Source organism: Pseudomonadota bacterium (assembly GCA_016195085.1).
GTDB lineage: Bacteria > Pseudomonadota > Alphaproteobacteria > SHVZ01 > SHVZ01 > JACQAG01.
The window spans coordinates 48,205-68,841 of the sequence record JACQAG010000005.1 but is presented as its reverse complement, the minus strand read 5'-3'; the positions used below and the strand labels follow the sequence as shown (position 1 = coordinate 68,841).

The following is a 20,637-nucleotide window of genomic DNA, read 5'->3' as shown; positions in this document are numbered from 1 at the left end:
CGCCCGCGCCCCCAACGCGAGCTCCACTCGGATCGATCAGCAGAAATCTTCCAGCCCCCCAATCCAGGAGGATCAAATGCCCCAAATCGCCCTTGACAGAAAAAGCCCCATACAAGGGAAGGGTGAGGGGGTGATCGCACTCACCGGATCACGCTCTAGGCCGTAGTGACGGTCCCTGCAGGCCGCGATCGCCGGCATGCCGATCACCAGAGGATCAAGCCCACGGAGGCGGCAAGACTGGCACCCATGACGAGATTGAAGATGCGCGCGGCACGGGCGCTGCCCAGGTATCGATGCATCGAGGCACCGAACGCAAGCCACACGAAGCCGCACGGAAGCGCGGCCGAGACGAAGAGGGCGGCGAAGGAAATCGACTGGAGCAGAGCGCTGTCAGCATCGCCGTGAAGGTAAGCCCCCGCGGCGCTGCCGCTCACCAGCCAGGATTTCGGGTTGATCCACTGAAACAAAGCCGCGCCCATGAAACCGACCGGCTTGCTCTCGGCGGTCACCATGCCATGGCCCGAAGTCGCAATCTTCCAGGCAAGCCAAAGAAGAAATGCCGCCCCAAGCCAGTTGAAAGCCTTCAGGATCGCCGGGTGGCCAAGGACGAAATGCCCAAGCCCCATCGCCGCGCTGAATATCAGGAGGCCCATCCCCACGGCGACGCCGATCAGGCAAGGAATGCCGCGCAGCACCCCGGCAACCGCGCCAGTGGCGGTCAGCATGATGTTGCTCGGCCCCGGCGTAATCGCCGCGACAACGGAGAAGACGAAGAAGCCAATGCTTTGTTCCAGCGTCACGCGTCACCGGATGGCCGACGAAGTCTCTCCATCACGCTACGGAGTTCGACCGGCCCACGTCTTGAACGATTGTGCAAAGCGCGTGGTTGACCTATGGCGGGCCTGAGACCTAGGCTGCAAAAAATGCTTGCGGGAGCGAACGCCATGCAGATCGTCTCGGCCAAACCCATGGACTACAAGCCCGTCTCCGGGCATCGGACCGGCGATATCACCTTCAAGCGCCTCGTCCAGGGAGCGCCGGGTGCCATCGACAATTTCGAGCTGTCGCTGGTGCGCAACGCCGGCAGCTACTACACGCCGCGCCATCGCCACAACTTCGATCAGGTCAGGATGGTCCTCGCAGGCGAATTCGGCTATGCCGGCCGCAAGACCATGCCCGTGGGCTCCATCGGCTACTTCCCCGAGGGCACCTATTACGGGCCGCAGAACGTCGAGAGCTGCATCACCTTGACCCTGCAGTGCGGCGCACCCTCGGGCGACGGCTTCCTCAGCTACGATCAGCTCCACAACGGACATATTGAGCTGTCGCAGCTCGGACGCTTCGAGCAGGGCGTGTTCTATCGCAACCCCGACAGCAACCGCCGGCCTGGGGTCAAGCGCAACCAGGACGGCTACGAAGCCATCTGGGAGCATGTGATGGGGCGCAAGCTCAGATACCCGAAGGCACGCTACACCGAGCCGGTGATCATGCTGCCGGAGGCCTATGACTGGCGCCCGACGGAAACCCCCGGGATCGCCAACAAGCTGCTCGGCGTCTTCGTCAACAACACGCGCATCGAGCTGCTGCGGCTCGACGCGGGGGCCGCGCATCGGCTGAGCGCCGAGCGAGCCATCCATCTCCTGTTCGCGCTCAAGGGTGCGGGTTCCTGCAACGGCGAGAGCTGGGGGCCGGAAACTGCGATCAAGGTCGAGCGGGACGAGCAAGCCCGCCTGGTGGCGAGCGAGTCCGCCGAAGTGCTGCTGATCGCCATGGCGGAGCTCGCTCCCAGCAAGGCGCGTGAGCTGCCCAAGGTCGCTTGAAAGGCAACACGGGCACCGAAGACCCCTTGCGCTCGTTCGCTCAACGGTTGGTCGCCCTGGCGGGCGGGATGCTCGCTTTTGCGCTCCTCGCATCGCCCGCAGGCGCCGTGGATGCACCGCGGCGCGGCGGCGTGCTTACCTTCTCGGTCACCGGCGAGCCCGAGACCTATGATTGTCATGCGAGCGTCTCGGTCGCGGTCGTGCACCGGGTGGCGCCGCATTATTCGCTGCTGCTCCGGGTCGACCCCGCTCAATATCCGAAGATCGAGAGCGACCTCGCCCTGTCCTGGGCGGTCTCCGGCGACGGCCTCGCCTATCGCTTCAAGCTGCGGCGCGGCGTCACCTTCCATGACGGCTCCAGCTTCGGCGCCGCCGACATCAAGGCGACCTATGAGCGTCTGCGCAATCCGCCGGCGGGCATCAACTCGGTCCGTCGCTCGCTCCTGGACGACGTCGCCGCGATCGAGACGCCCGACGAAGCGACGGTGGTCTTTCGCCTGAAGCAGGTGAATCCGGCGATGTCGGCGATCTTCGCCAGCCCGTGGAACTGCGTCTATTCCGCGGCGAGGCTCGCCCGCGACCCCAACGATCCCCAGCGTACCGTCATGGGCACCGGGCCCTTCCGCTTCGTCGAGCATGCGCCCGGCTCGCACTGGACCGGCGAGCGCTACGCCCAATACTTCCTTCCCGACCGGCCCTATCTCGACGGCTTTCGCGCCATCGAGCTCTCCACCGCCGCCTTGGTCAACGCGCTCGCCGGCGGTCAGATCCAAGCCGATTTCCGCGGCATACCGCCGGCTGCCCGCGATCGTCTGGCGAGCACCGCCGGTACCGCGGTCAAATTCGCCGAAGGTCCGATGGTGGCCGAGCTGATGCTGACCTTCAACACGGCACGCAAGCCCTTCGACGATGTCCGGGTGCGCCAGGCGCTGTCGCTCGCCATCGACCGCTGGGGCGGCAGCGGCCCCCTTGCCCGGCAGATGATCGTCGGCGATGTCGGCGGCTTCATGCGACCGGGCTCGGACTTTGCGCTGGGCGCGGACGAGCTCGTCCGCATGCCCGGTTTCAGCCGCGACATCGCCGCCAGCCGCAGCCAGGCACGACGTCTCCTGGCCGATTCCGGGCTCGGCAATTTCAGCTTCACCTTCACCAATCGGCCGCCTTACACGCCGCTCGGCGTCTTCCTCCTCGACCAGTGGCGGCAGATCGGTGTCACCGTCAAACACGAGCAGCCGGAGAACGGGCCGTTCTTCGCGGCGCGCAGCAGCGGCAATTTCGATGCGGTCATCGATGCTTCGAACCAATACATGGACGAGCCCACGCTGCAGCTCGACCAGTTCCTTTCCTTTGACCGCAGCGCCTCCAATGTCTCCCATTCGACCGACCGAACGCTCGATTCCCTGTTCGATCGCCAGGCGCGCAGCGCCGATCCCGGCGAGCGTCGGCGGCTGGTCGGCGAGTTCGAAAAGCGCCTCCTGACCGAGGCCTATTCGATTCCGCTGTTCTGGAGCTGGCGGATCGTTCCCTTGGCGAAATCCGTCGAGGGGTTCCATATCGCGCCAAGCTACTATCTGGGCCAGGACCTCAGCACGATTTGGCTGAAGTCCTGAACGCAATGGAACGAAAGTTCGCGGGAACGCACGGGCGTTGGTCTCGACCACGAAGAGAACGCTGAAACTAGCAAGAACAACCTGGACACGTGCGCGACGTGTGGTAACGACAGTCATGAGCAAAGACTGTTTCGACGCGTTTTCCACTGTTCACCGCGAGATTGTGCGCTCAGCGCTCGTTGCGGCATTTGGTTCCACCCCGATCGGTTCGGTCACGCCCATCGCTGGCGGAGCTTCTGGTGCATCGCCCTTTCGGGTCGAGGTCGGCGACCGGCGCTACCTCGTGCGGGTGGAGGGTCGCGCAAGCCCGCTGCACAATCCGCACCAATATGTCTCCATGCGCATCGCAGCGGAGGCGGGGATTGCCCCGCGAATCCACTATATCGATGAGGCGGCCCGCGTGACGGTGACGGACTTCATCGAGCAGCAGCCGCTGCAGGTCTATCCGGGCGGACCGCGCGCGTTGGCGCAAGCGCTCGGAAAGTTGCTGGGACGCCTGCAGGCCGCGCCGGTTTTCCCGCAATTCGTCGACTATCCCGACATTGTCGCGCGCCTATTCGCCCACGTGCGCCGAACGGGTCTTTTTGCAGCCGGCCTCCTTGATGCGCACGTGGAACGCCTTGAGCGCGTCCGCGAAGCCTATGCCGCGGGTTCGGCAAGGTTGGTCTCCAGCCACAACGATCCCATTCCCAGTAATATCCTGTTCGATGGCGAACGCCTCTGGCTGATAGATTGGGAGTCGGCCTACCGCAATGATCCACTCGTCGACGTGGCGACTGTGCTCGACACTCTCGCGCCTTCGCCGGAGCTGGAGGACGTATTGCTGCAGGCTTGGCTCGGCCACGCGCCGGACGAGGCCCTTCGCGCCCGGCTCGAGCTGATACGCGCGCTCACGCGGCTCTACTATGCGGGCGTCCTGCTCAGCGCGTCTGCGGCGGCCTCGCGGGCGATACCCGACACCGATCTCTCGGCTCCAACTCTTCCGGAATTGCAGCAGGCGATCCGCGAAGGGCGGCTCAAGCCCGGCGCGCCGGAGACCAAGCACATCTTGGGCAAGATGTTCCTTGCCTCATTTTTCTCCGGCGTTGCGCCCCCCGGATTCGACGCCGCCGTTTAGCAGGGTTGACGCCGTTGTCCAATGGCATGTCGCCGCAATGGAACTGAGGTCAGTTTGAAGAGGGATTATCCTAGCGCCCGCAATTAGAGAACGCTTCTCGTCTGTCAGATACGTATGCCACTCCGATGGATCGCTGGGCGGAGTTTGTTACGAACTGTGAATCGGTCTGGACCAGATAAGCCTACGTCAATGGCTCTGATCAATGAGTCCTGAGCCTAGTAGCGTCCGCCGCCGATGAACCGGAGGATGCCGGCGGCGATTTCGGCGTCCTGACCAACGAAGTCATGGGGCTCACCGACGCCGCAGACCGCGATGCTGGGCGCGCGGCCGGGATTGACGGGGCCGCCGGCGACGACGACCGCCTGCTGGCGGGGGCCATGGGTCCGAGCTGCGACCTTCGCCATCAGTCCGACCGGCGAGCGGACGCAGCTGTCGGCGGCATGCCCGAGGATCAGCAGCGGTACCGCGATCGATTCCAAGGGCGGATCGAACACGGTTTGCGCCACGAAGGGTTTCCGCTTGGCGGCGTCGCCCACCATCATGGCGGACAGCAGCACGAGCCCGTCGGGCGTGGACGGACCCGAGAGCCGCGCGGCGGCATTCGCCGCGGAAATCGTTCCGCGGCTGTGCCCGACGAGCCAGATCGGTCCATTGGTGCGCCGACGCAGCTGGGCGATCACCTTGCCCAGATCCTCCGCGTGCTGTGTCGCCGTCCGGAATCCCGCCAGGCCATCCTCGCCGTGAAAATCCGACGGCGCATCGACCAGCGCGGTCATGAATCCCGCGTCATGAAAATGCGGTCGCATGCGGATGAGAGAATTGCGCGTGAGCGAATGCGGGCAGCCCGCATCGTCGAGATCGAGCTGCCCTCCGCCTCCGACGAGCAGCACCAGGAGAGTCCGCGCACCTCGATCAGGCGCATCCGGCTCAGGTGCGAATCCATAGCGCGTCGTGGTGCGATCATGGGTTTCGATCGTCACCAATTCGCCGCAACCGTCGAGCGGCGAAGCCGCGGTCGGTTGCGCGAAGGACACCCCACTCGTCAATGCCGGCATGAGGCAAACGAGCATCGAATACCGCAGCGCGCGCCACGATGTCCGTCCGGAGATGCGCTTCATCCGCCAGTCCTCATCTGACCTTCCCTCCTTCGCGCTCACAAAAGGGAATTCGCCCGATCCATGAGCCGCGCAAGGCTCTCTCTCCGGTGGCCCTCAAAGCCGCTGACCGTTTCGGCAGCCAGCATGGAGTTGATCACCGCCTCCTCCACCGACTCGGCGGTTGCCTGGAACAAGCGATCGATGCGCATCTCGTTGAGGCAGCCCAGGGACAATAGATCCCTGCTCTCGTCATGGTTGATGCGGTTGGCGGTGGTGAAGGCGACGACGACGTCGCCGCTGCCATGGCCGAGATAGGAACCGACGCGGCAGAGCCCGACGCCCCCGCGCCGGGCGACGCGCCGCAATTGCCGGTGCTCCAGGGGCACGTCGGTCGCGAGCACGATGATGACCGAGCCCGATTCCGAGGCGGCCGAACCCGCCCTGCCATCGCCGACGGGCCGTCCGGCGATGCGCAGCTGCTGGCGCCTGCCGAAATTCGACAGGACGAGCGCGCCTAGATGGTAGGTCTCGCCGTCGAGCGCGATGCGCCGCGAGGCCGCGCCGATGCCGCCCTTCAGCTCGAAGGCCGACATGCCCTTGCCGGCGCCGACATCGCCCTCCGTGAAATCGGCCTGGGCTGTCCGGATGGCCTCCTCGACGTCGCTCTCGGCGACATGGAAACCCTGTATGTCATTGAGATAGCCATCATTGCACTCGCAGACGACGGGATTGACCGTGCTGGTGCGTCGGCCGATATCGGGATTGGCGCGGATCGCGTGCTTGATGAGCGCGGTGGCGCAGGTTCCGACCGAGAGCGTGTTGGTGAGCGCGATCGGCGTCTCGATTTGGCCCAGCTCGTCGATCTGCATCAGGCCCACGCTCTTGCCGAAGCCGTTGATGACATGGCTCGCCGCCAGCACCTTGTCGCGAAACACATTGCCCGGATGCGGCAGGATCACCGTCACTCCCGTCCGCGCATCGCCGGTTTCGCGGGTGACATGTCCGACCGTGACGCCATCGATATCGCTGATGGCGTTCAGCGGGCCCGGCGGCAATGTGCCGATGTCCATTCCAAGCGATCGAGCGGTAATGGGACGAGGCATGAGGACTCTCCGGTGAGTTCAATGCGGACTCAGTCTATCAGGCTGATCGGCTGCGATGCCCCCACCTCGACGCAATCGATCGGTACCCAGGCCCACGCACCGGATATAGTCCTTGCTTGTCATCACGCCTCCGACCGCACGCTCACGGTATGCCACCTGCCCCGACGACGGATCATCCCCTTCGCGGCATTCTGCTGATCCTGGCGGCCATGGCCCTGTTCAACCTGGCCGATGGGCTATCCAAGTATCTCGCCGGCGCCTATCAGCCCATCCAGGTCGTCTGGGGCCGCTATCTCTTTCATGCGGTCTTCCTTGCGCCCTTCGTGCTGCGGCGCGGCATGGCGGCAACGCTCGCCTCGGCGCGGCCGCGCGTGCAATGGGCCCGGGCGCTGGTTCTCATCTCGTCCAGCCTCGTTTTCATGTTCGCGCTCGCCCATCTCGGCCTCGCCGAGGCGATCACCGTCGGCTTCGTCTCGCCGCTCTTCATAACCGCACTCTCGGTCCCGCTCTTGGGCGAGAAGGTCGGCGTAAGGCGCTGGCTCGCCGTGCTCATCGGCTTTCTCGGCATCGTGGTGATCGTGCGTCCCGGCACCGCGGCCTTCGATCCCTGGGCGCTGCTGCCGCTCCTATCCTCCGCGCTCTGGGCGCTCGGCGTCATCGGCACGCGCGTCTCGGGCCAGATCGACTCGCCGCTCACGACCGTGAGCTACAACACGCTGGTCGGCCTCGTGGTGACCTCGGCGTTGACGCCGTTCGTCTGGAGCATGCCCGGCGCGGAGGATTGGCTCGTCTTCGCCATCGGCGGCGGCGGGAATGTGCTGGGCCAGTATCTGATGGTGCGTGCCTTCGCAGTGGCGCCGGCCTCCATGCTGGCGCCCTTCTCCTACAGCCAGCTCCTCTGGTCGACGCTCATCGGCTGGCTGTTGTTCCAGGCGGTACCCGATGTCACCACCTATTTCGGCGCGGCGATCATCATCGCCAGCGGCATCTATGTCTGGCACCGCGAACGAGCCGCCGCTATGCGCGCCACCGACCGACGCGGCTAGTGCAATGACCTTCTCAACCGCTGCCGCAGCGTCTCGATGGCCCCGGCGATGCTGGCCAGATGCGGATTGATCGCGAGTGCGGCCTCGAAGGCACGCACGGCGCCCCGCAGCTCGTTGACGCGCATCAGGATCTGACCGAGACCCGCGAGCGCGCCGAAATGCCTCGGCTCGAGCTTGAGGGTCCGCTCGATATCGGCGGCCGAGCCCTCGAAATCGCCCATGACGAAGCGCACGGTCGCCCGCTTGTTCCAGCCCTCGGCGAACTCGGCGTCATAGGTGACGACCCGGCTGAAAGCCTGCTCGGCGACCTCGAGGCGGTTCTCATCGAGGGCGGTCATGCCCCACTGCATGAGGGTGCGCGTGGTGGTGTCCGAGGCTTCGCACCAGATCCGCATGATCTGCCCCTGCACCGTCTCCGCCACCTCTGGGGTCGGCGCCCGTTTCAAGGACTCGAACAAGGGGCCCAGCCGCCGATCCGCGCGCGCCGAGGGGTTCAACGTCGGCAGGTCCTCCAGCAGCTTCAAGATGGCCGCGAACATCGCGGATGCGCGGGTGGCGGTCGGCTAGGGGCGCAGCGTCGTGCCGCCCAGGCGGATGAGCCCGTCGGGATGCGGGTTGAAACCCTCCACCTTGGCGCTGAGGCCCCAAAACCATTTCAGGTGATAGAGGATCATGTGCGGCCTAGCGGCGAGATAGATCTTCGCCGCGTCGCGATAGAAGCCGTAGCGTTCCGCCGGCACCGGTGTGGCTTGCGCCTTGCCCAGGAGCTCGTCCAGCTTTGGATCGCAATACTTGCCCCAATTGAGGAAGCCGTCGCAGGCAAGCCAAATCGAGATGTTGCCATCGGGATCGGCACGGCCGCTCCAAATGCCGAAGGTGGCCTGGTAGTCGCCCTGAATGCTGCGATTGGTGAGCGTGCTCGCCTCCAGCGCCTCGATCTTGATGTCGAATCCAGCCTCGCCCGCCATGGATTGGATCACCTGGGCCACAGCCAAGGCGACCGGCGCGTTGGGCATGCCGAGCGTGAGCGCAACGCGCGGGGTGCCGGAAGCGGCGAGCAGCTGCTTCGCCCGCGCCACGTCGCGCGTCGGCATCGGCAGCTCCTTGACGTAGTAGTCGGTTCCCGGCGCCTGCGGCTGGTTGTTGGGGATATAGGCGCCGTTGAACACCACCTCGTTGATGACGTTGCGATCGATCGCCAGCTCGAAGGCCTCGCGCACGCGCGGATCGCGACCGAAGGGCGTGTTCGCCTGCTCGCCATGGTTGAGATTGAAGGAGAAGGTGTTGTAGGCGATCGACGGGCTCTCCACGATCTTGACGCGGGCGTCCCGCTTGGCTTCGGCGAGGTCGGTGGGCGCGATCTGCTCGGCGATCTCCAGCTGGCCGGCGCGCAGATTGGCGAGCCGCACATTGGAGTCGGGAATGGCGAGATAGACCATCCGATCGATGGTGTAGGGCTTCGGGTTCCAATAGCGCTCGTTGCGGTCGAGAACGATCCGGTCCTGGGCCACGCGCTCGACGAAGCGATAGGGACCGCTGCACACCAGCCGCTCGCCCGCCTGCGGCCCAGTAGCCGCGGCGTGTTTAGGGGAGACCATCATGCCGGCGCGATCGGACAAGACCGCGACCAAGGGCGCATAGGGTTGCGAAAGCTGCAGGCGCACTGTCGACGGGTCGACCACCTCGACGCCGGCGACCAGCGCCAGCTCGGCCTTACGCCTGGATTCGGGCATGGTCTTGTAGCGCTCGATATTGGCCTTGACCGCCGCCGCATCGAGTCTTTCGCCGTCATGGAACGTGACATCCTGGCGCAGCTTGAGGGTGAGCGAGCGGGCATCCTCGGCCCAGCTCCATTCGGTGGCGAGCTGGGGGACGAATTGCAGCTTCGCGTCGATGTCGACCAGCTTGTCGCAGAGGGCCGCGAACACCACCCTTCCGTCATAGCTGCCGCCGATGGCGGGATCGAGGATGTCAGGGTCGCTGCCGAGCGCCACCCGCACCGTGCCCGCCATGGCCGGCACGGCGGCAAAGAGCGTGATGACCGTCGCGACTGAGCTGAGCAGGTGACGCATCAGGGCCTCCCATGAAACGCTTGAATTTGGTCCCCCCGGGGAGGGTCGGGGAGGGGGTGCTCCGCACCCCCTCCCCGACCCTCCCCGGGCAATCATGGAAGCAAATTTTGGGCAAACCGGCTAGAACGATTGCGGGGAGAGCGGGATCGTGGTCGACAAGCTTCCGAGCCAAGCGCGCGTGGTCATCATCGGCGGCGGGATCGTCGGCTGCAGCCTCGCCTACCATCTGACCAAGCTCGGCTGGTCGGACGTGCTGGTCCTGGAGCGCCGCCGGCTCACCTCGGGCACGACCTGGCATGCGGCCGGCCTGGTGGGCCAGCTCCGCTCGACCATGAACCAGACGCGGCTGGCCAAGCACACCGCCGACCTCCTGCCCAGGCTCGAGGCCGAGACCGGGCAGGCGACCGGCTTCCGGCGCACCGGCAGCCTGTCCCTCGCCCGCACTAAGGCGCGCCTCGAATACTACCGGCGCGCCATGGCGGCGGCGGCGAGCTTCGGGGTGGAGATGCACGAAATCGCCCCTGCCGAGGTGAAGCGCTATTGGCCGCTGATGGAGACCCAAGACCTCGCCGGCGCTTTCTTCATCCCGGGCGACGGGCAGACCAACCCGACGGACACCACCCAAGCCTTGGCCAAGGGTGCCCGGATGGGCGGCGCCCGCATCCGCGAGGGGGTCGAGGTGACCGGCATCCACCTCGCCAATGGCCGTGTTAGGGGTGTCGCCACCAATTTGGGCGAGGTTGCCGCCGAGTTTGTGGTCAATTGCGCCGGCATGTGGGCCCGCGCCGTCGGCCGCATGGCCGGGGTGTCGGTGCCGCTGCATGCGGCCGAGCACATGTACATCGTGACGAGGCCGCTGGAAGGCGTCATCCGGGGAGCTCCGACCGCGCGCGATCCCGATGGCTACATCTATATGAAGGAAGAGGTCGGCGGCCTGGTGCTCGGCGGCTTCGAGCCCGTGGCCAAGCCCTGGGGCATGGACGGGATCCCGCCCGATTTCGAGTTCGGCTTGTTCGATGAAGACTGGGATCAGTTCCACGTATTCATGGAAAGCGGGCTCCAGCGCATCCCGGCGCTGGCCAAGGCCGAGGTGCGTCAGCTCCTGGTCGGCCCCGAGAGCTTTACCCCCGATACCCGCCACATCGTCGGCGCCGCGCCGGAGGTGGAGAACTTCTTCGTCGCCGCCGGCTTCAACTCGACCGGCATCCAGACCTCCGGCGGGGTCGGCTGGGCCTTGGCGGAATGGATCGTGGCGGGCAAGCCGACCATGGATCTCTCCGACATCGACATCCGCCGCTTCCATCCGTTCCATTCCGGCCGGCGTTATCTCCGCGACCGCACGGTGGAATCGGTGGGGCAGCTCTATGCGATGGCTTGGCCCCACAAGCAGCTCACGACCGCCCGCGGCGTCCGCCGCTCGGCCCTCCACGACAAGCTCGCCGCCGCCGGCGCCTGCTTCGGCGTCAACGATGGCTGGGAGCGCGCCACCTGGTTCGCGCCCGCCGGCGTCGAGCCCCGCTACGAGTACTCCTGGGGCCGGCCGAACTGGTTCGCCCATACGGCCGCCGAGCACCGCGCCGTGCGCGAGGGTGTGGGTCTCTTCGATCAGACCTCTTTCGGCAAGCTCCTGCTGGAAGGAAAGGACGCGCTCGCGGTCCTGCAACGGATCTCGGCGGCGGAGATGGACGTCGCCATCGGCAAGGTCGTCTACACCCAATGGCTGAACGAAGACGGCGGCATCGAGGCGGATCTGACGGTGACGCGGCTGGCGTCCGACCGCTTCGCCGTCACCACATCGGCCGCCTCGACGCGCCGGGACTTCGCCTGGCTCAAGCGGCATATCGGCGATGCCAACGCGGTGGCGACCGACGTGACCTCGGGTTCCGTGGTTCTCGGGCTCATGGGCCCCAGCTCCCGGGCACTGCTCGCCCGCATCGCCAATGCCGATCTCGCCGATGCCGAATTTCCCTTCGCCACGGCGCGCGAGCTCGAAATCGGCTACGCGCCGGCGCTGGCGACGCGCATCACCTATGTGGGCGAGCTCGGCTGGGAGCTGTCGATCCCGAGCGAATTCGCTCAAAGCGCCTTCGAAACGATCACCGAAGCGGGTACCGCGTTCTCCCTCAAGCTCGCCGGCTACCATGCGATGGACAGCCTCAGGATCGAGAAGGCATACCGCCATTGGGGCCACGACATCGGCCCCGAAGACACGCCCATCGAGGCCGGAATGGGCTTTGCCGTCGGCTGGCGAAAGCGCTCGGACTTCATCGGCCGCAAGGCGCTGGAAGCGGCGCGCGGCAAGCCGATCGTAAAGCGCCTCGTCGGCTTCAAGCTCGCCGACCCCGATGCCTTCGCCTACCACGACGAGCCGATCTATCTGGACGGTGTCAGGATCGGCCGCGTCACATCCGCCGCCTTCGGCCACACGGTGGGCGCCTCGATCGCACTGGGCTATGTCCACCATCCCGGCGGCGTGGACGAGACCTTCCTTGCGTCCGGGCACTTCACCATCGACATCGCCGCGCGGCAGGTCGGGACGACACCGAGCCTCAAGCCCTTCTACGACCCGACATCGTCGCGGGTGCGCGGCTGAACGATGGATCGAACGAGGCATTGATGCGCATCACCGACGTGGAACCGATCCTGCTGCGCGGCACCGAAGCCTATCGGCATACGGCCGGCTGGGAGGAGGCGACCGACAATGGCGACTGGCAGCTCTTGGTGCGGGTAGCGACCGATGCCGGGCTGGAAGGCTGGGCCGATGTCGAGACCTTGGCGCCCGCGGCGGTGGCGATCATTGCCGGCCAGGGGATGAGCATCACCGGCTTTCGCACGCTTCGCGACATCCTCGTGGGCGAAGATCCGCTCGATGCCGAGCGCCTCTGGGACAAGGCCTATGTCGGCAGCGCCTATTACGGCCGGCGCGGCATCGCCATCCATTGCCTGTCGGCGATCGACAATTGCCTCTGGTCGATCCGCGCCCAGGCGGCGGGCCTGCCGCTCTATGCGCTCCTCGGCGGCAAGCGCCGCGATCGCATCACCGCCTATGCCTCGACCCTCTTCCGCGAGACGCCGGAAGCGATGGCGAAAGCCGCCCAGGGCTATGTCGACAAAGGCTTCCGCGCGGTCAAATTCGGCTGGGGGGTGTTCGGAGAAGACAAGGTGCGGGATCGGGAGCTCGTCGCCGCGGCACGCGAGACGCTGGGCCCGGACCGGCACCTGCTCGTCGATCCGGGCTGGTATCCCGTCGGCTGGAAACGGCCCGGGCCGATGCGCAGTCGCCGGGAGAATTTGCAGCTATGCGAGTGGCTCGGCGACTATGAGGTGGGCTGGGTCGAGGATTTCATCCATCCCGAGCGCTTCGAGGAATATGCCCATGTCAGGGCGTTGAGCCCGGTGCCGGTCGCCGCCGGCGAGCAGGTCTGCACGGTTTGGGATTTCGAGCGCTTCATCGGCGAGGGCTGCGTCGATGTGATCCAGCCGGACCTCTCGCGCTGCGGCGGGCTCACCACCGCGATCAAGGTGGCGCACATGGCCGAGCGGGCCAATATCGACCTGGTGCCGCACTCCTGGCTGACCGATCTCCTGACCGCCTACAGCCTGCACCTCATCGCCACGCTCTCCCGCGCCCGCTTCGTCGAGTTCAATGTGAGCCAGAGCGCGCTCACCAGCGGCGTCAGCCGCGGCTCGTTCACGCTCAACGAGGACGGCACGATCTCGATTCCCGACGGTCCCGGCTTGGGCGTCGAGGTCGACCGCGCCTTCATCCAGGCGCATCGCGTCAACGGATCAGGGCAGCTGTAGAGCCGCCTCAAGCTTGAATATTCACTCCCGCACCGCCGTCGACGGCTGCCGCAGGCTGGTCCGCGACGGCCCCCGGCACCGCGAAGGGCTGATGCGCATCCAGCAGCAGATGCGTATTGCCGGCATCGTCCCGGTGGTGATCGCGCAGCACGAGCAGCGTCGGCGCGGCGGGCCCATTCCGATTGAATGGTACCCCCGCCGCGCCGGTAGCGTCCGCTGCCACGGCACGCAAAAAGCTTTGGAGCTGGCGCAGCCCCGCGGTGATGCCGGAGAGATCGGGAATATAGATGGCGTCCGTCCGGGGCGTGCCGTCCGGCCCGAGACGACGCGGATCGCCCGGCGGCAGCGCATTCACCACCACGACGGATGCGGGATCGACGCCGTCGGCGGCACCACCGCCTTGAACAGCCTGGGCGGCATCGGCCGGACCGGAAGCGGCCCCCGTCGATGCGCCGGCAGCGCCGATATGCAGGCTTACGTGCAGGCTCGAAACTTCGGCGGCGAAGCCCGCATAGGCAGCGAAGGAACCATCCTTGGCGGCAGCGGCGACGTCCGCCTCGCCGTGGATCGAGACCTCGTCGAAGGACACGTCGATGCCGTTCTTCGATTGGCTGATGGTGAGGCTGATCCCCTCGACCGACAGGGTCGCGTGCCCGACGACCGCGCCGGTGCTGCCACGGCCGGCTTGCTCGGCCAACTGAGCGACGGCGTCATGGACGGGCTGCAGCAGGCTCTTTTGCAGGCTGTCGATGACGTCGCCGCCGCCGAATCCGAGACCTTTACCGAGGAAAGACAGCAGGCCGTCGCCGAGGCGTCCCAACGCGCCAACGCCGGCACCGAACCAGCCGCCGCCGGCATCGCCGCCAGCAAGCGCCTGTTGACCGGCCGCCGACAGGCTCACCCGGTCGCCGGAATTTGAAGGCGCGGCTGAAGAGGATTGGTCGTGGAACACTGTCGGCAGAAAAGACGACAAAAAGGGGCCAAGCCCAGGAGGGCTGCCCCAGCCGCCGACGCTTATGGTGCTCACAATCGACCCCCTTCTAGGATCCGATCAAAGCGATTTGATTAATATTATATCTATGTCGCGGGCGGCACAAGAGCGATCTACGGTATCGCCACGGCCGCTTACGGTCCCTCCGGCAAGCTTGGGCGCGGGCGATTGGGCCGGAACTCCTCTCGCCCCCGCGCTCCCTCTATCCGCGGTAGCTCCGCCTGCCCGCATTCCTGAGCCACAGCCTCACCAGGAGCCGCTTCTCGCCCGGCAGCTCACCATCGAGGAAGGCGGTGCGGCTATGCCCGGTCGAGCGGTTGTTCACGTATTGGATCTGTCCGGGCACGAAGCGGAGGGTCACCGGCAGATCGGGTTGGGCGAGCACGGATTCGACCGCGTCCAGGGCCGCCTTGGTCTCGCCGTCCATCGCCTCCCCGCGCAGCTGATAGCCGCCGCGGATCTCGAGCAAGGCGAGACGCGCCGTCAGGCGGGCGTCATGGGCGAAGATCGGAGCGGCGAAGGTATTCGCCTCGCCCTCGAAGAATTCCCGATGCCGGTCGTACCAGAACGGACGGTACAGCCGCGGCAGCAGCCCGGGCGCCGTCTCCAGCAGCCGGTTGTGGACCGAGTAGACGCTGACCACGCGGCTCTGTCCGCCTTCCTTGGCCTGGCTGTGGCAGAGCAAGGCGACGATCTCCGGCGGAGTTTCGTTGTAGGAATTGTCGTTGTGGAAGTTGAGCTCGACGTTGGTCACGGTCGGCCGGATGCCGGAGCCGGGCTTGAGTGTGGCGCCGGTGTCGCTGACGAGATAGGTCATGGTGCCGTCCAGCTTCTGCGCGACCGGGCGCGCCAGCAGGGATGAGAGAAGCCAGTAGAGCGAAGTCGACTCCTCGAGGCTCATCTCCTCTACCGGCAGCCGGTCGACGACGGCGAACATGGCGCCGTCATCGAGCAGCGCCCGCACGCGCCGCATGAGCAAGCGGCATGCGTCCAGCCGGAACTCATCGGGCGTCAGCAGCAGCATGGGTAGGGGATGCGCCCGGATCTCGGCCAAGGCACGCACCAGCTCCGCCTGGCAGTCATGGGGAATGGGAACGATCCAGTCCGCCGGCGCCAGCGTGGCGGCAATCCAGGCCTGCTTCCCGGAGATCGCGTGCGTCAGCATGGGCTCATTCCCTGGCATTGGCTCCGTCCCGGCGCCGGATGCGGCCGGCGACCCCGCGGATGTTGCGGGCGGGCGAGACGGCTCTCGAATTGCCCGATCATAGCCGCTTCCCGCGTCAAGCGAGAAGCAAGGCGCTGGAACGGCGTGACCGTTTCATTGCAACCGGGCCTGCGATACAGTCCGAGAGGCCGATTTGGACGAGAATCCGGAGTTCGACGTGATCGAGTGGGAGCGGTGATCCGCGCTATCGGCCTCGCCCAGCGCACGTCCAGGCGCACCCTCATCACTATCTGCGTGATGCTGGCCACCGTCATGCAGGCGCTGGACACCACCATCGCCAATGTGGCCCTGCCGCATATGCAAGGCAGCCTGTCGGCGACCCAGGACCAGATCTCCTGGGTCTTGACCTCCTATATCGTGGCCGCCGCCATCGCCACGCCCAGCACCGGGTTCGTCGCCGCGCGGCTCGGCCGCAAACGGCTGTTCGTGATCTCCGTCAGCGGCTTCGTCGTCGCCTCCATGCTGTGCGGCATCGCCACCTCGCTCACCGAGCTCGTGGTCTTTCGGCTGCTGCAAGGCGTGTTCGGCGCCGCCTTGGTGCCGCTGTCCCAGGCCCTCATGTTCGACACCTATCCCAAGGAGCGTCATGGCTGGGCGATGGCGGTCTGGGGCATGGGGACGATGGTGGCGCCGATACTGGGCCCCACGCTCGGCGGCTATCTGACCGAGTATTACGATTGGCGCTGGATCTTCTACATCAACCTGCCCTTCGGCCTGCTGGCGCTCATCGGCATCCTCGCCTTCGTGCCGGATACGCCGATCGACCGCGCCAGGTCCCTCGATGCGCTGGGCTTCGCCTTGCTCAGCCTCGCCATCGGCGCCTTTCAGATGCTGCTCGACCGCGGCGAACTCAAGGATTGGTTCGGCTCGACCGAAATCGTGATCGAGGCGGTGATCGCCGCCCTCTGCCTCTATCTCTTCATCGTGCACGCGCTCACCACCAATCGGCCGTTCTTCGACCCCAGGATCTTCGGCGACCGCACCTTCGTAACCGGCCTCGTCCTGGTGTTCATCGTCGCCTCGGTGATGATGTCGACGATGGCGCTCCTGCCGCCGTTCCTGCAGACCTTGATGGGCTACCCGGTGATGACCGCCGGCATCATCATGGCGCCGCGCGGGATCGGCACGTTGTGCGCCATGATCAGCGTCAGCCGCCTCATCGGGCGGTTCGATCCGCGGCTGATCATGTTGTTCGGATTCAGCATGGCGGCCTATGCGCTGTGGCGCTACACCGGCTTCACGCCGGAGGTCTCGGTCTCGACCATCTCATGGACCGGGTTTCTGCAGGGCTTCGGCATGGGGTTCCTGTTCGTGCCGCTCTCGACCATGACCTTCGCCACCTTGCCGCAGCAGCATCGCACCGAGGCCGCCGGCCTCTACGCCTTGGTGCGCAACACCGGGGGCAGCATCGGCATCTCGGTGGTGACCGCCTTCTTGGCGCACAACCAGCAAGTCAACCATGCAGCGCTGGCCGAGCGGGCGACACCCTACAGCCCCGCCTTTCGGGTCCCGTTGCTGCCCGACGCCTGGAGCCTGGAGACCGCCGAAGGTCTGGCCAGGCTCAACGAGGAAATCGATCGTCAGGCGCAGACGATCGCCTATCTCGAGGACTTCCGCATGATCATGACGGTGGCGATCTTCGCCATCCCCTGCCTGTTGCTGCTGCGTCGACCGCCGCGGCCGGGGCGGCCGGCGGAGACGCAACGCGCCGCGGCGGACGACTGACGAATCCTCGCCTTCGGCAGAACGCCCTCGCCGACCGCTAGCTCAGCGCCTCGACCAGCGCCTTCGCGGCCCGGAGATCCGCCGTTTGGAAGCCTTCCTTGAAGCGACCATAGACTCCCGCAAGAAGCGCCAGCGCCTCCTTGGGCTTGGCTTGCTTGCACCGCAATTTGGCGAGGCTCATGGCGGCGCGAAGCTCCCAGGAGAGCGCGCCTTGCCGGCTTGCCCAGTCGAGGGCTTGGAGGAAATGCTCCTCAGCCGCGGCACTGTGCTTCCCGTCGTCTTCAGCCAGCACCAGCTCGCCTTTGAGGCGTAGCAATTCGGCGACATACCAGAGCTCTTCATTGCGTTGGGAGCGTTCCAACGCCTCGTCGACGAGCGCTAGACCCTGCGCCGCTTTGCCGGTGTTCCCCAAACCTTCTGCCATCGCACCGAGAAACGCCGTGCATGAGAGCGCAAATCGCGTCTCGCGGAGCTGCGGGAGCGAGGCCTCGAGGGCGCGCAACCCGGAGGCCGTGTCGCCGCGTTGCATGAGCATGACCGCGTTCCAACAGCGGCCCCAGGTCGGCCAGACACCGAGCATGCGGTCGGCTGCGACATCGTGCAGCATCGCCACGGCACGTTCCGCCGACGCCAGATCGCCCACCAAGATCGCAAGCGGACACATCGCCGCCGCCAGCACGTAGCAGTGCGATATCGCATGATCGATCGATCCCGCGTCTTCTACGGCCGATCGAGCCGCGACCATGGATTGGTCCGCGAATCCCTGAAGCCAGAGAATCCGCGCCAGAATAGCCTTTGCCGTCGACCTCTGATCATAGTGAAAGCGGTTGATGTGAGAGGGGCCGGAGCGGGCTGGATATCCCGCCAGCATCCGCTCCATATGCCATTGGGCGGCAGCATGGTCCCCGAGGTAGTAGAGCGAGAAACCCATCATGCGATCGCCGATGGCCTGGTTGACGCCATCGGCGTTGCACATCGCAATCCGACCGAACCGCCGCGCCAGCCCGAGCGCGGCCCGGCATTCACCGACGCTGAGCCGATAAGCCCAGAGCCCCCAGAGCGCCCGCAATTGATACTCTGCGTCTCCGAGCCTTTCGGCAATTTCAAGCGCGGCGGTCCAGGCATCGCCGGCCCTGTGTACATGCCCCTTGGCAAAGGTCAGCGACAATCCCAAAGCCGAATTGAGCTTCATCGCCCTCAGGCTCGCGTCCGTCGATCCCGCTTCGAGGCTGCCCAGCGCCCGTTCGACGCAGCGGCGGCACTCGTCCATCGACTCCCGTTGCACCCAGAGCGGCACCGAGGCGACGGTGAGATCGACGCCTAGATTGGCGTCCCCGGCCGGGGAGAATGCCCAGTCCAGAGCCAGCCGGACGTCGTCGATGCTTCGGCCATAAGCATTCACCCAGTCGGCCGCGGAGCGGGTCTCCAATTCAATCTCGGCACGAAGCAAGAGATCGCGGAGGAACTCGGCGCGGCGGCGGGCGACCTTTGCGAATTCGCCGCTCTCGGAGAGTTTTTCCAAGGCATAGGCCCGCGTGGTCTCCAGTAGGCGGTAAGGGAGAGCCGAGCGATCGACCTCTGCGCCGACGAGCGATTTCGCAACCAAGTCTGCGAGCGTGTCCACGACATCGGACGCAGAGATAGGCCCTCCGACCGCCAGCGCAACCGCACCCTCCAGCGAAAATCCGCCGGCGAACGCCGCGAGGCGCCGCAAAACCGCGCGCTCCGGCTCGGAAAGCAACTCGTAGCTCCAGTCCAGCGTCGCCCTCAGCATCTGATGGCGCGGCAATGCCGTGCGACGGCCGCCGGTCAGGAGGCTGAACCGGTCGTCGAGCCTTGCCGCTAGACCTTCTATGCCGAGCGTCGATGCACGCGCCGCGGCCAGCTCGATCGCAAGCGGAATGCCGTCCAACCGCCGGCAAATCGTCGCCATGCCCCGGGTCAGACGCTCGTCTCGGACAAAGTACCGCTCCTGCGCCAGCATTCGCGCCAGAAACAGCCTGACCGCCCCGGTTCTGAGCACCTCTTCCGGATCTTCGGCTCCGACAGCCGGCACGCTGAGCGGTGGTAAATTATAGATGCGCTCGCCCTCGGCTCGCAGCGGCTCGCGGCTCGTGGCGACCACGCGGATGGCTGAATTTGCGCGCATGAGCGCCTCGGCCATCCTTGCCGCCGGCACGATGACGTGCTCGCAATTGTCGAGCACCAGCATGACGCGCTTCGAGCTCACTGCCTCAGCGATGTGCTCGGCGGTCGTCGCTTCGGCATCAAGCTTCAGATTGAGCGCGTTTGCCACGGTCGTCGCGACAAAATCCGGATCCGACAGCGGCCCGAGCTCCGCCACCCAAACTCCGTCGGGAAACGTCGGCAGCAAAACTCTGGCTGCGGCAAGTGCGATGCGCGTCTTGCCGATGCCGCCCGCCCCGGTCAGCGTAACCAGCCGGTTGTCCCCGAGCAGTGCGGCAACCTCCGCAAGCTCGCTTTCGCGTCCGATCAGTTCGGACAGGGGCTCGGAAAGATTGGTCGGCGGGCGTATCGGCGCGGTGGTGCCGGTTGCCGCTGCTGGAACCTTCGGCGCGTCCACAGCCGCTTCGCGCGCGCTCGGCTCGCCGATGAATTGGTAGCCGCGTCCCGCCACCGTGCGGATGAGGCCGCGCTCCGTGCCGAATGCCTTGCGCAGCATGGAGATCTGCGACTGAAGACTATTCTCTTCGACGATTCTGCCCGGCCAAACTCGATCCATCAACGCATCTTTGCTGACCACCGAGCCCCGAGCATCGATGAGCGCCATCAGCACATCGAACGCGCGGCTGCCGAGCTCGATCGGACAATCGTCGATGCGAAGCTCGCGTCGATGGGGCAGGACCGCCAAGCGTCCGAACGCGATCGTCGCGCGCGTCTCCGCTACCCGAACCATGGCCAACAATTGTAGGCGATTTTCAGAAAAACTCAGATTTAATCGTGTTCAAGGGTGAGAATCCTAGCCGCCGACTGCAGCGCCGCGTCCCGCTTCAGAACTATTCAGTC

General features: G+C 65.9%; 15 protein-coding genes. 7 read left to right on the top strand and 8 right to left on the bottom strand.

Annotated features, from left to right (window positions below):
- Positions 1–203: 203 nt before the first annotated feature.
- Positions 204–800: a LysE family translocator gene (locus HY058_01515; protein ID MBI3495964.1), complete on the bottom strand. Its 597-nt coding sequence runs from the start codon at positions 798–800 to the stop codon at positions 204–206.
- A 144-nt stretch (positions 801–944) separates the two neighbouring features.
- Here HY058_01515 and HY058_01510 point away from each other — a divergent pair, with 144 nt between their 5' ends.
- The 3 genes from HY058_01510 (at position 945) to HY058_01500 (ending at position 4,547) form a co-directional block, all read left to right on the top strand.
- Positions 945–1,820, top strand: a complete 876-nt coding sequence (locus tag HY058_01510) for a hypothetical protein (GenBank protein ID MBI3495963.1) — start codon at positions 945–947, stop codon at positions 1,818–1,820.
- A gap of 68 nt (positions 1,821–1,888) precedes the next feature.
- The gene (locus HY058_01505) at positions 1,889–3,430 is read left to right on the top strand and encodes an ABC transporter substrate-binding protein (GenBank protein MBI3495962.1); all 1,542 of its coding nucleotides are present in this window, start codon (positions 1,889–1,891) and stop codon (positions 3,428–3,430) included.
- Positions 3,431–3,545: 115 nt separating this feature from the next.
- Positions 3,546–4,547, top strand: coding sequence for a phosphotransferase (locus HY058_01500; GenBank protein ID MBI3495961.1), 1,002 nt, complete (start codon positions 3,546–3,548; stop codon positions 4,545–4,547).
- Positions 4,548–4,762: 215 nt separating this feature from the next.
- Here HY058_01500 and HY058_01495 read toward each other — a convergent pair whose 3' ends face one another.
- Both HY058_01495 and HY058_01490 read right to left on the bottom strand, forming a co-directional pair.
- Positions 4,763–5,665, bottom strand: a complete 903-nt coding sequence (locus HY058_01495) for a hypothetical protein (GenBank protein ID MBI3495960.1) — start codon at positions 5,663–5,665, stop codon at positions 4,763–4,765.
- Positions 5,666–5,700: 35 nt separating this feature from the next.
- Positions 5,701–6,747, bottom strand: a complete 1,047-nt coding sequence (locus HY058_01490) for a P1 family peptidase (protein MBI3495959.1) — start codon at positions 6,745–6,747, stop codon at positions 5,701–5,703.
- Positions 6,748–6,896: 149 nt separating this feature from the next.
- On the opposite strand from HY058_01490, the gene HY058_01485 reads away from it, so the two are divergent.
- Positions 6,897–7,793, top strand: coding sequence for a DMT family transporter (locus HY058_01485; protein ID MBI3495958.1), 897 nt, complete (start codon positions 6,897–6,899; stop codon positions 7,791–7,793).
- On the opposite strand, the gene HY058_01480 is transcribed toward HY058_01485, so the two are convergent.
- Positions 7,790–8,332 (bottom strand): tetratricopeptide repeat protein, encoded by a 543-nt coding sequence (locus HY058_01480; GenBank protein MBI3495957.1) that lies wholly within the window; start codon positions 8,330–8,332, stop codon positions 7,790–7,792. The two genes, HY058_01485 and HY058_01480, sit on opposite strands and share 4 nt — an antisense overlap.
- 24 nt (positions 8,333–8,356) lie before the next feature.
- Entirely contained in the window at positions 8,357–9,865 is a 1,509-nt protein-coding gene (locus tag HY058_01475) for an ABC transporter substrate-binding protein (GenBank protein ID MBI3495956.1), read from the bottom strand.
- Between the two features lie 148 nt (positions 9,866–10,013).
- Between HY058_01475 and HY058_01470 the strand changes: the two genes are divergently transcribed.
- Positions 10,014–12,458 carry an FAD-dependent oxidoreductase gene (locus HY058_01470; protein ID MBI3495955.1) on the top strand — a complete coding sequence of 815 codons (2,445 nt, stop codon included), beginning with the start codon at positions 10,014–10,016 and terminating at the stop codon, positions 12,456–12,458.
- A gap of 23 nt (positions 12,459–12,481) precedes the next feature.
- Positions 12,482–13,669: a mandelate racemase/muconate lactonizing enzyme family protein gene (locus HY058_01465; GenBank protein ID MBI3495954.1), complete on the top strand. Its 1,188-nt coding sequence runs from the start codon at positions 12,482–12,484 to the stop codon at positions 13,667–13,669.
- Between the two features lie 7 nt (positions 13,670–13,676).
- On the opposite strand, the gene HY058_01460 is transcribed toward HY058_01465, so the two are convergent.
- Both HY058_01460 and HY058_01455 read right to left on the bottom strand, forming a co-directional pair.
- The gene (locus tag HY058_01460; protein ID MBI3495953.1) at positions 13,677–14,570 is read right to left on the bottom strand and encodes a hypothetical protein; all 894 of its coding nucleotides are present in this window, start codon (positions 14,568–14,570) and stop codon (positions 13,677–13,679) included.
- Between the two features lie 292 nt (positions 14,571–14,862).
- Positions 14,863–15,825, bottom strand: a complete 963-nt coding sequence (locus tag HY058_01455) for a TauD/TfdA family dioxygenase (GenBank protein MBI3495952.1) — start codon at positions 15,823–15,825, stop codon at positions 14,863–14,865.
- On the opposite strand from HY058_01455, the gene HY058_01450 reads away from it, so the two are divergent.
- Positions 15,742–17,610, top strand: a complete 1,869-nt coding sequence (locus HY058_01450; GenBank protein MBI3495951.1) for a DHA2 family efflux MFS transporter permease subunit — start codon at positions 15,742–15,744, stop codon at positions 17,608–17,610. The genes HY058_01455 and HY058_01450 overlap by 84 nt on opposite strands.
- Before the next feature lie 37 nt (positions 17,611–17,647).
- On the opposite strand, the gene HY058_01445 is transcribed toward HY058_01450, so the two are convergent.
- The gene (locus HY058_01445) at positions 17,648–20,527 is read right to left on the bottom strand and encodes a winged helix-turn-helix domain-containing protein (GenBank protein MBI3495950.1); all 2,880 of its coding nucleotides are present in this window, start codon (positions 20,525–20,527) and stop codon (positions 17,648–17,650) included.
- Between the last annotated feature and the right edge of the window lie 110 nt (positions 20,528–20,637).

What these genes read in the sequence shown, in the direction of transcription:
- HY058_01510 (MBI3495963.1), top strand. Translation starts at nt 945, where the DNA reads ATGCAGATCGTCTCGGCCAAACCCATGGACTACAAGCCCGTCTCCGGG.
- HY058_01505 (MBI3495962.1), top strand. Translation starts at nt 1,889, where the DNA reads ATGCTCGCTTTTGCGCTCCTCGCATCGCCCGCAGGCGCCGTGGATGCA.
- HY058_01500 (MBI3495961.1), top strand. Translation starts at nt 3,546, where the DNA reads ATGAGCAAAGACTGTTTCGACGCGTTTTCCACTGTTCACCGCGAGATT.
- HY058_01495 (MBI3495960.1), bottom strand. Translation starts at nt 5,665, where the DNA reads ATGAAGCGCATCTCCGGACGGACATCGTGGCGCGCGCTGCGGTATTCG.
- HY058_01490 (MBI3495959.1), bottom strand. Translation starts at nt 6,747, where the DNA reads ATGCCTCGTCCCATTACCGCTCGATCGCTTGGAATGGACATCGGCACA.
- HY058_01485 (MBI3495958.1), top strand. Translation starts at nt 6,897, where the DNA reads ATGCCACCTGCCCCGACGACGGATCATCCCCTTCGCGGCATTCTGCTG.
- HY058_01480 (MBI3495957.1), bottom strand. Translation starts at nt 8,332, where the DNA reads ATGTTCGCGGCCATCTTGAAGCTGCTGGAGGACCTGCCGACGTTGAAC.
- HY058_01475 (MBI3495956.1), bottom strand. Translation starts at nt 9,865, where the DNA reads ATGCGTCACCTGCTCAGCTCAGTCGCGACGGTCATCACGCTCTTTGCC.
- HY058_01465 (MBI3495954.1), top strand. Translation starts at nt 12,482, where the DNA reads ATGCGCATCACCGACGTGGAACCGATCCTGCTGCGCGGCACCGAAGCC.
- HY058_01450 (MBI3495951.1), top strand. Translation starts at nt 15,742, where the DNA reads ATGGGGAATGGGAACGATCCAGTCCGCCGGCGCCAGCGTGGCGGCAAT.
- HY058_01455 (MBI3495952.1), bottom strand. Translation starts at nt 15,825, where the DNA reads ATGCTGACGCACGCGATCTCCGGGAAGCAGGCCTGGATTGCCGCCACG.
- HY058_01445 (MBI3495950.1), bottom strand. Translation starts at nt 20,527, where the DNA reads ATGGTTCGGGTAGCGGAGACGCGCGCGACGATCGCGTTCGGACGCTTG.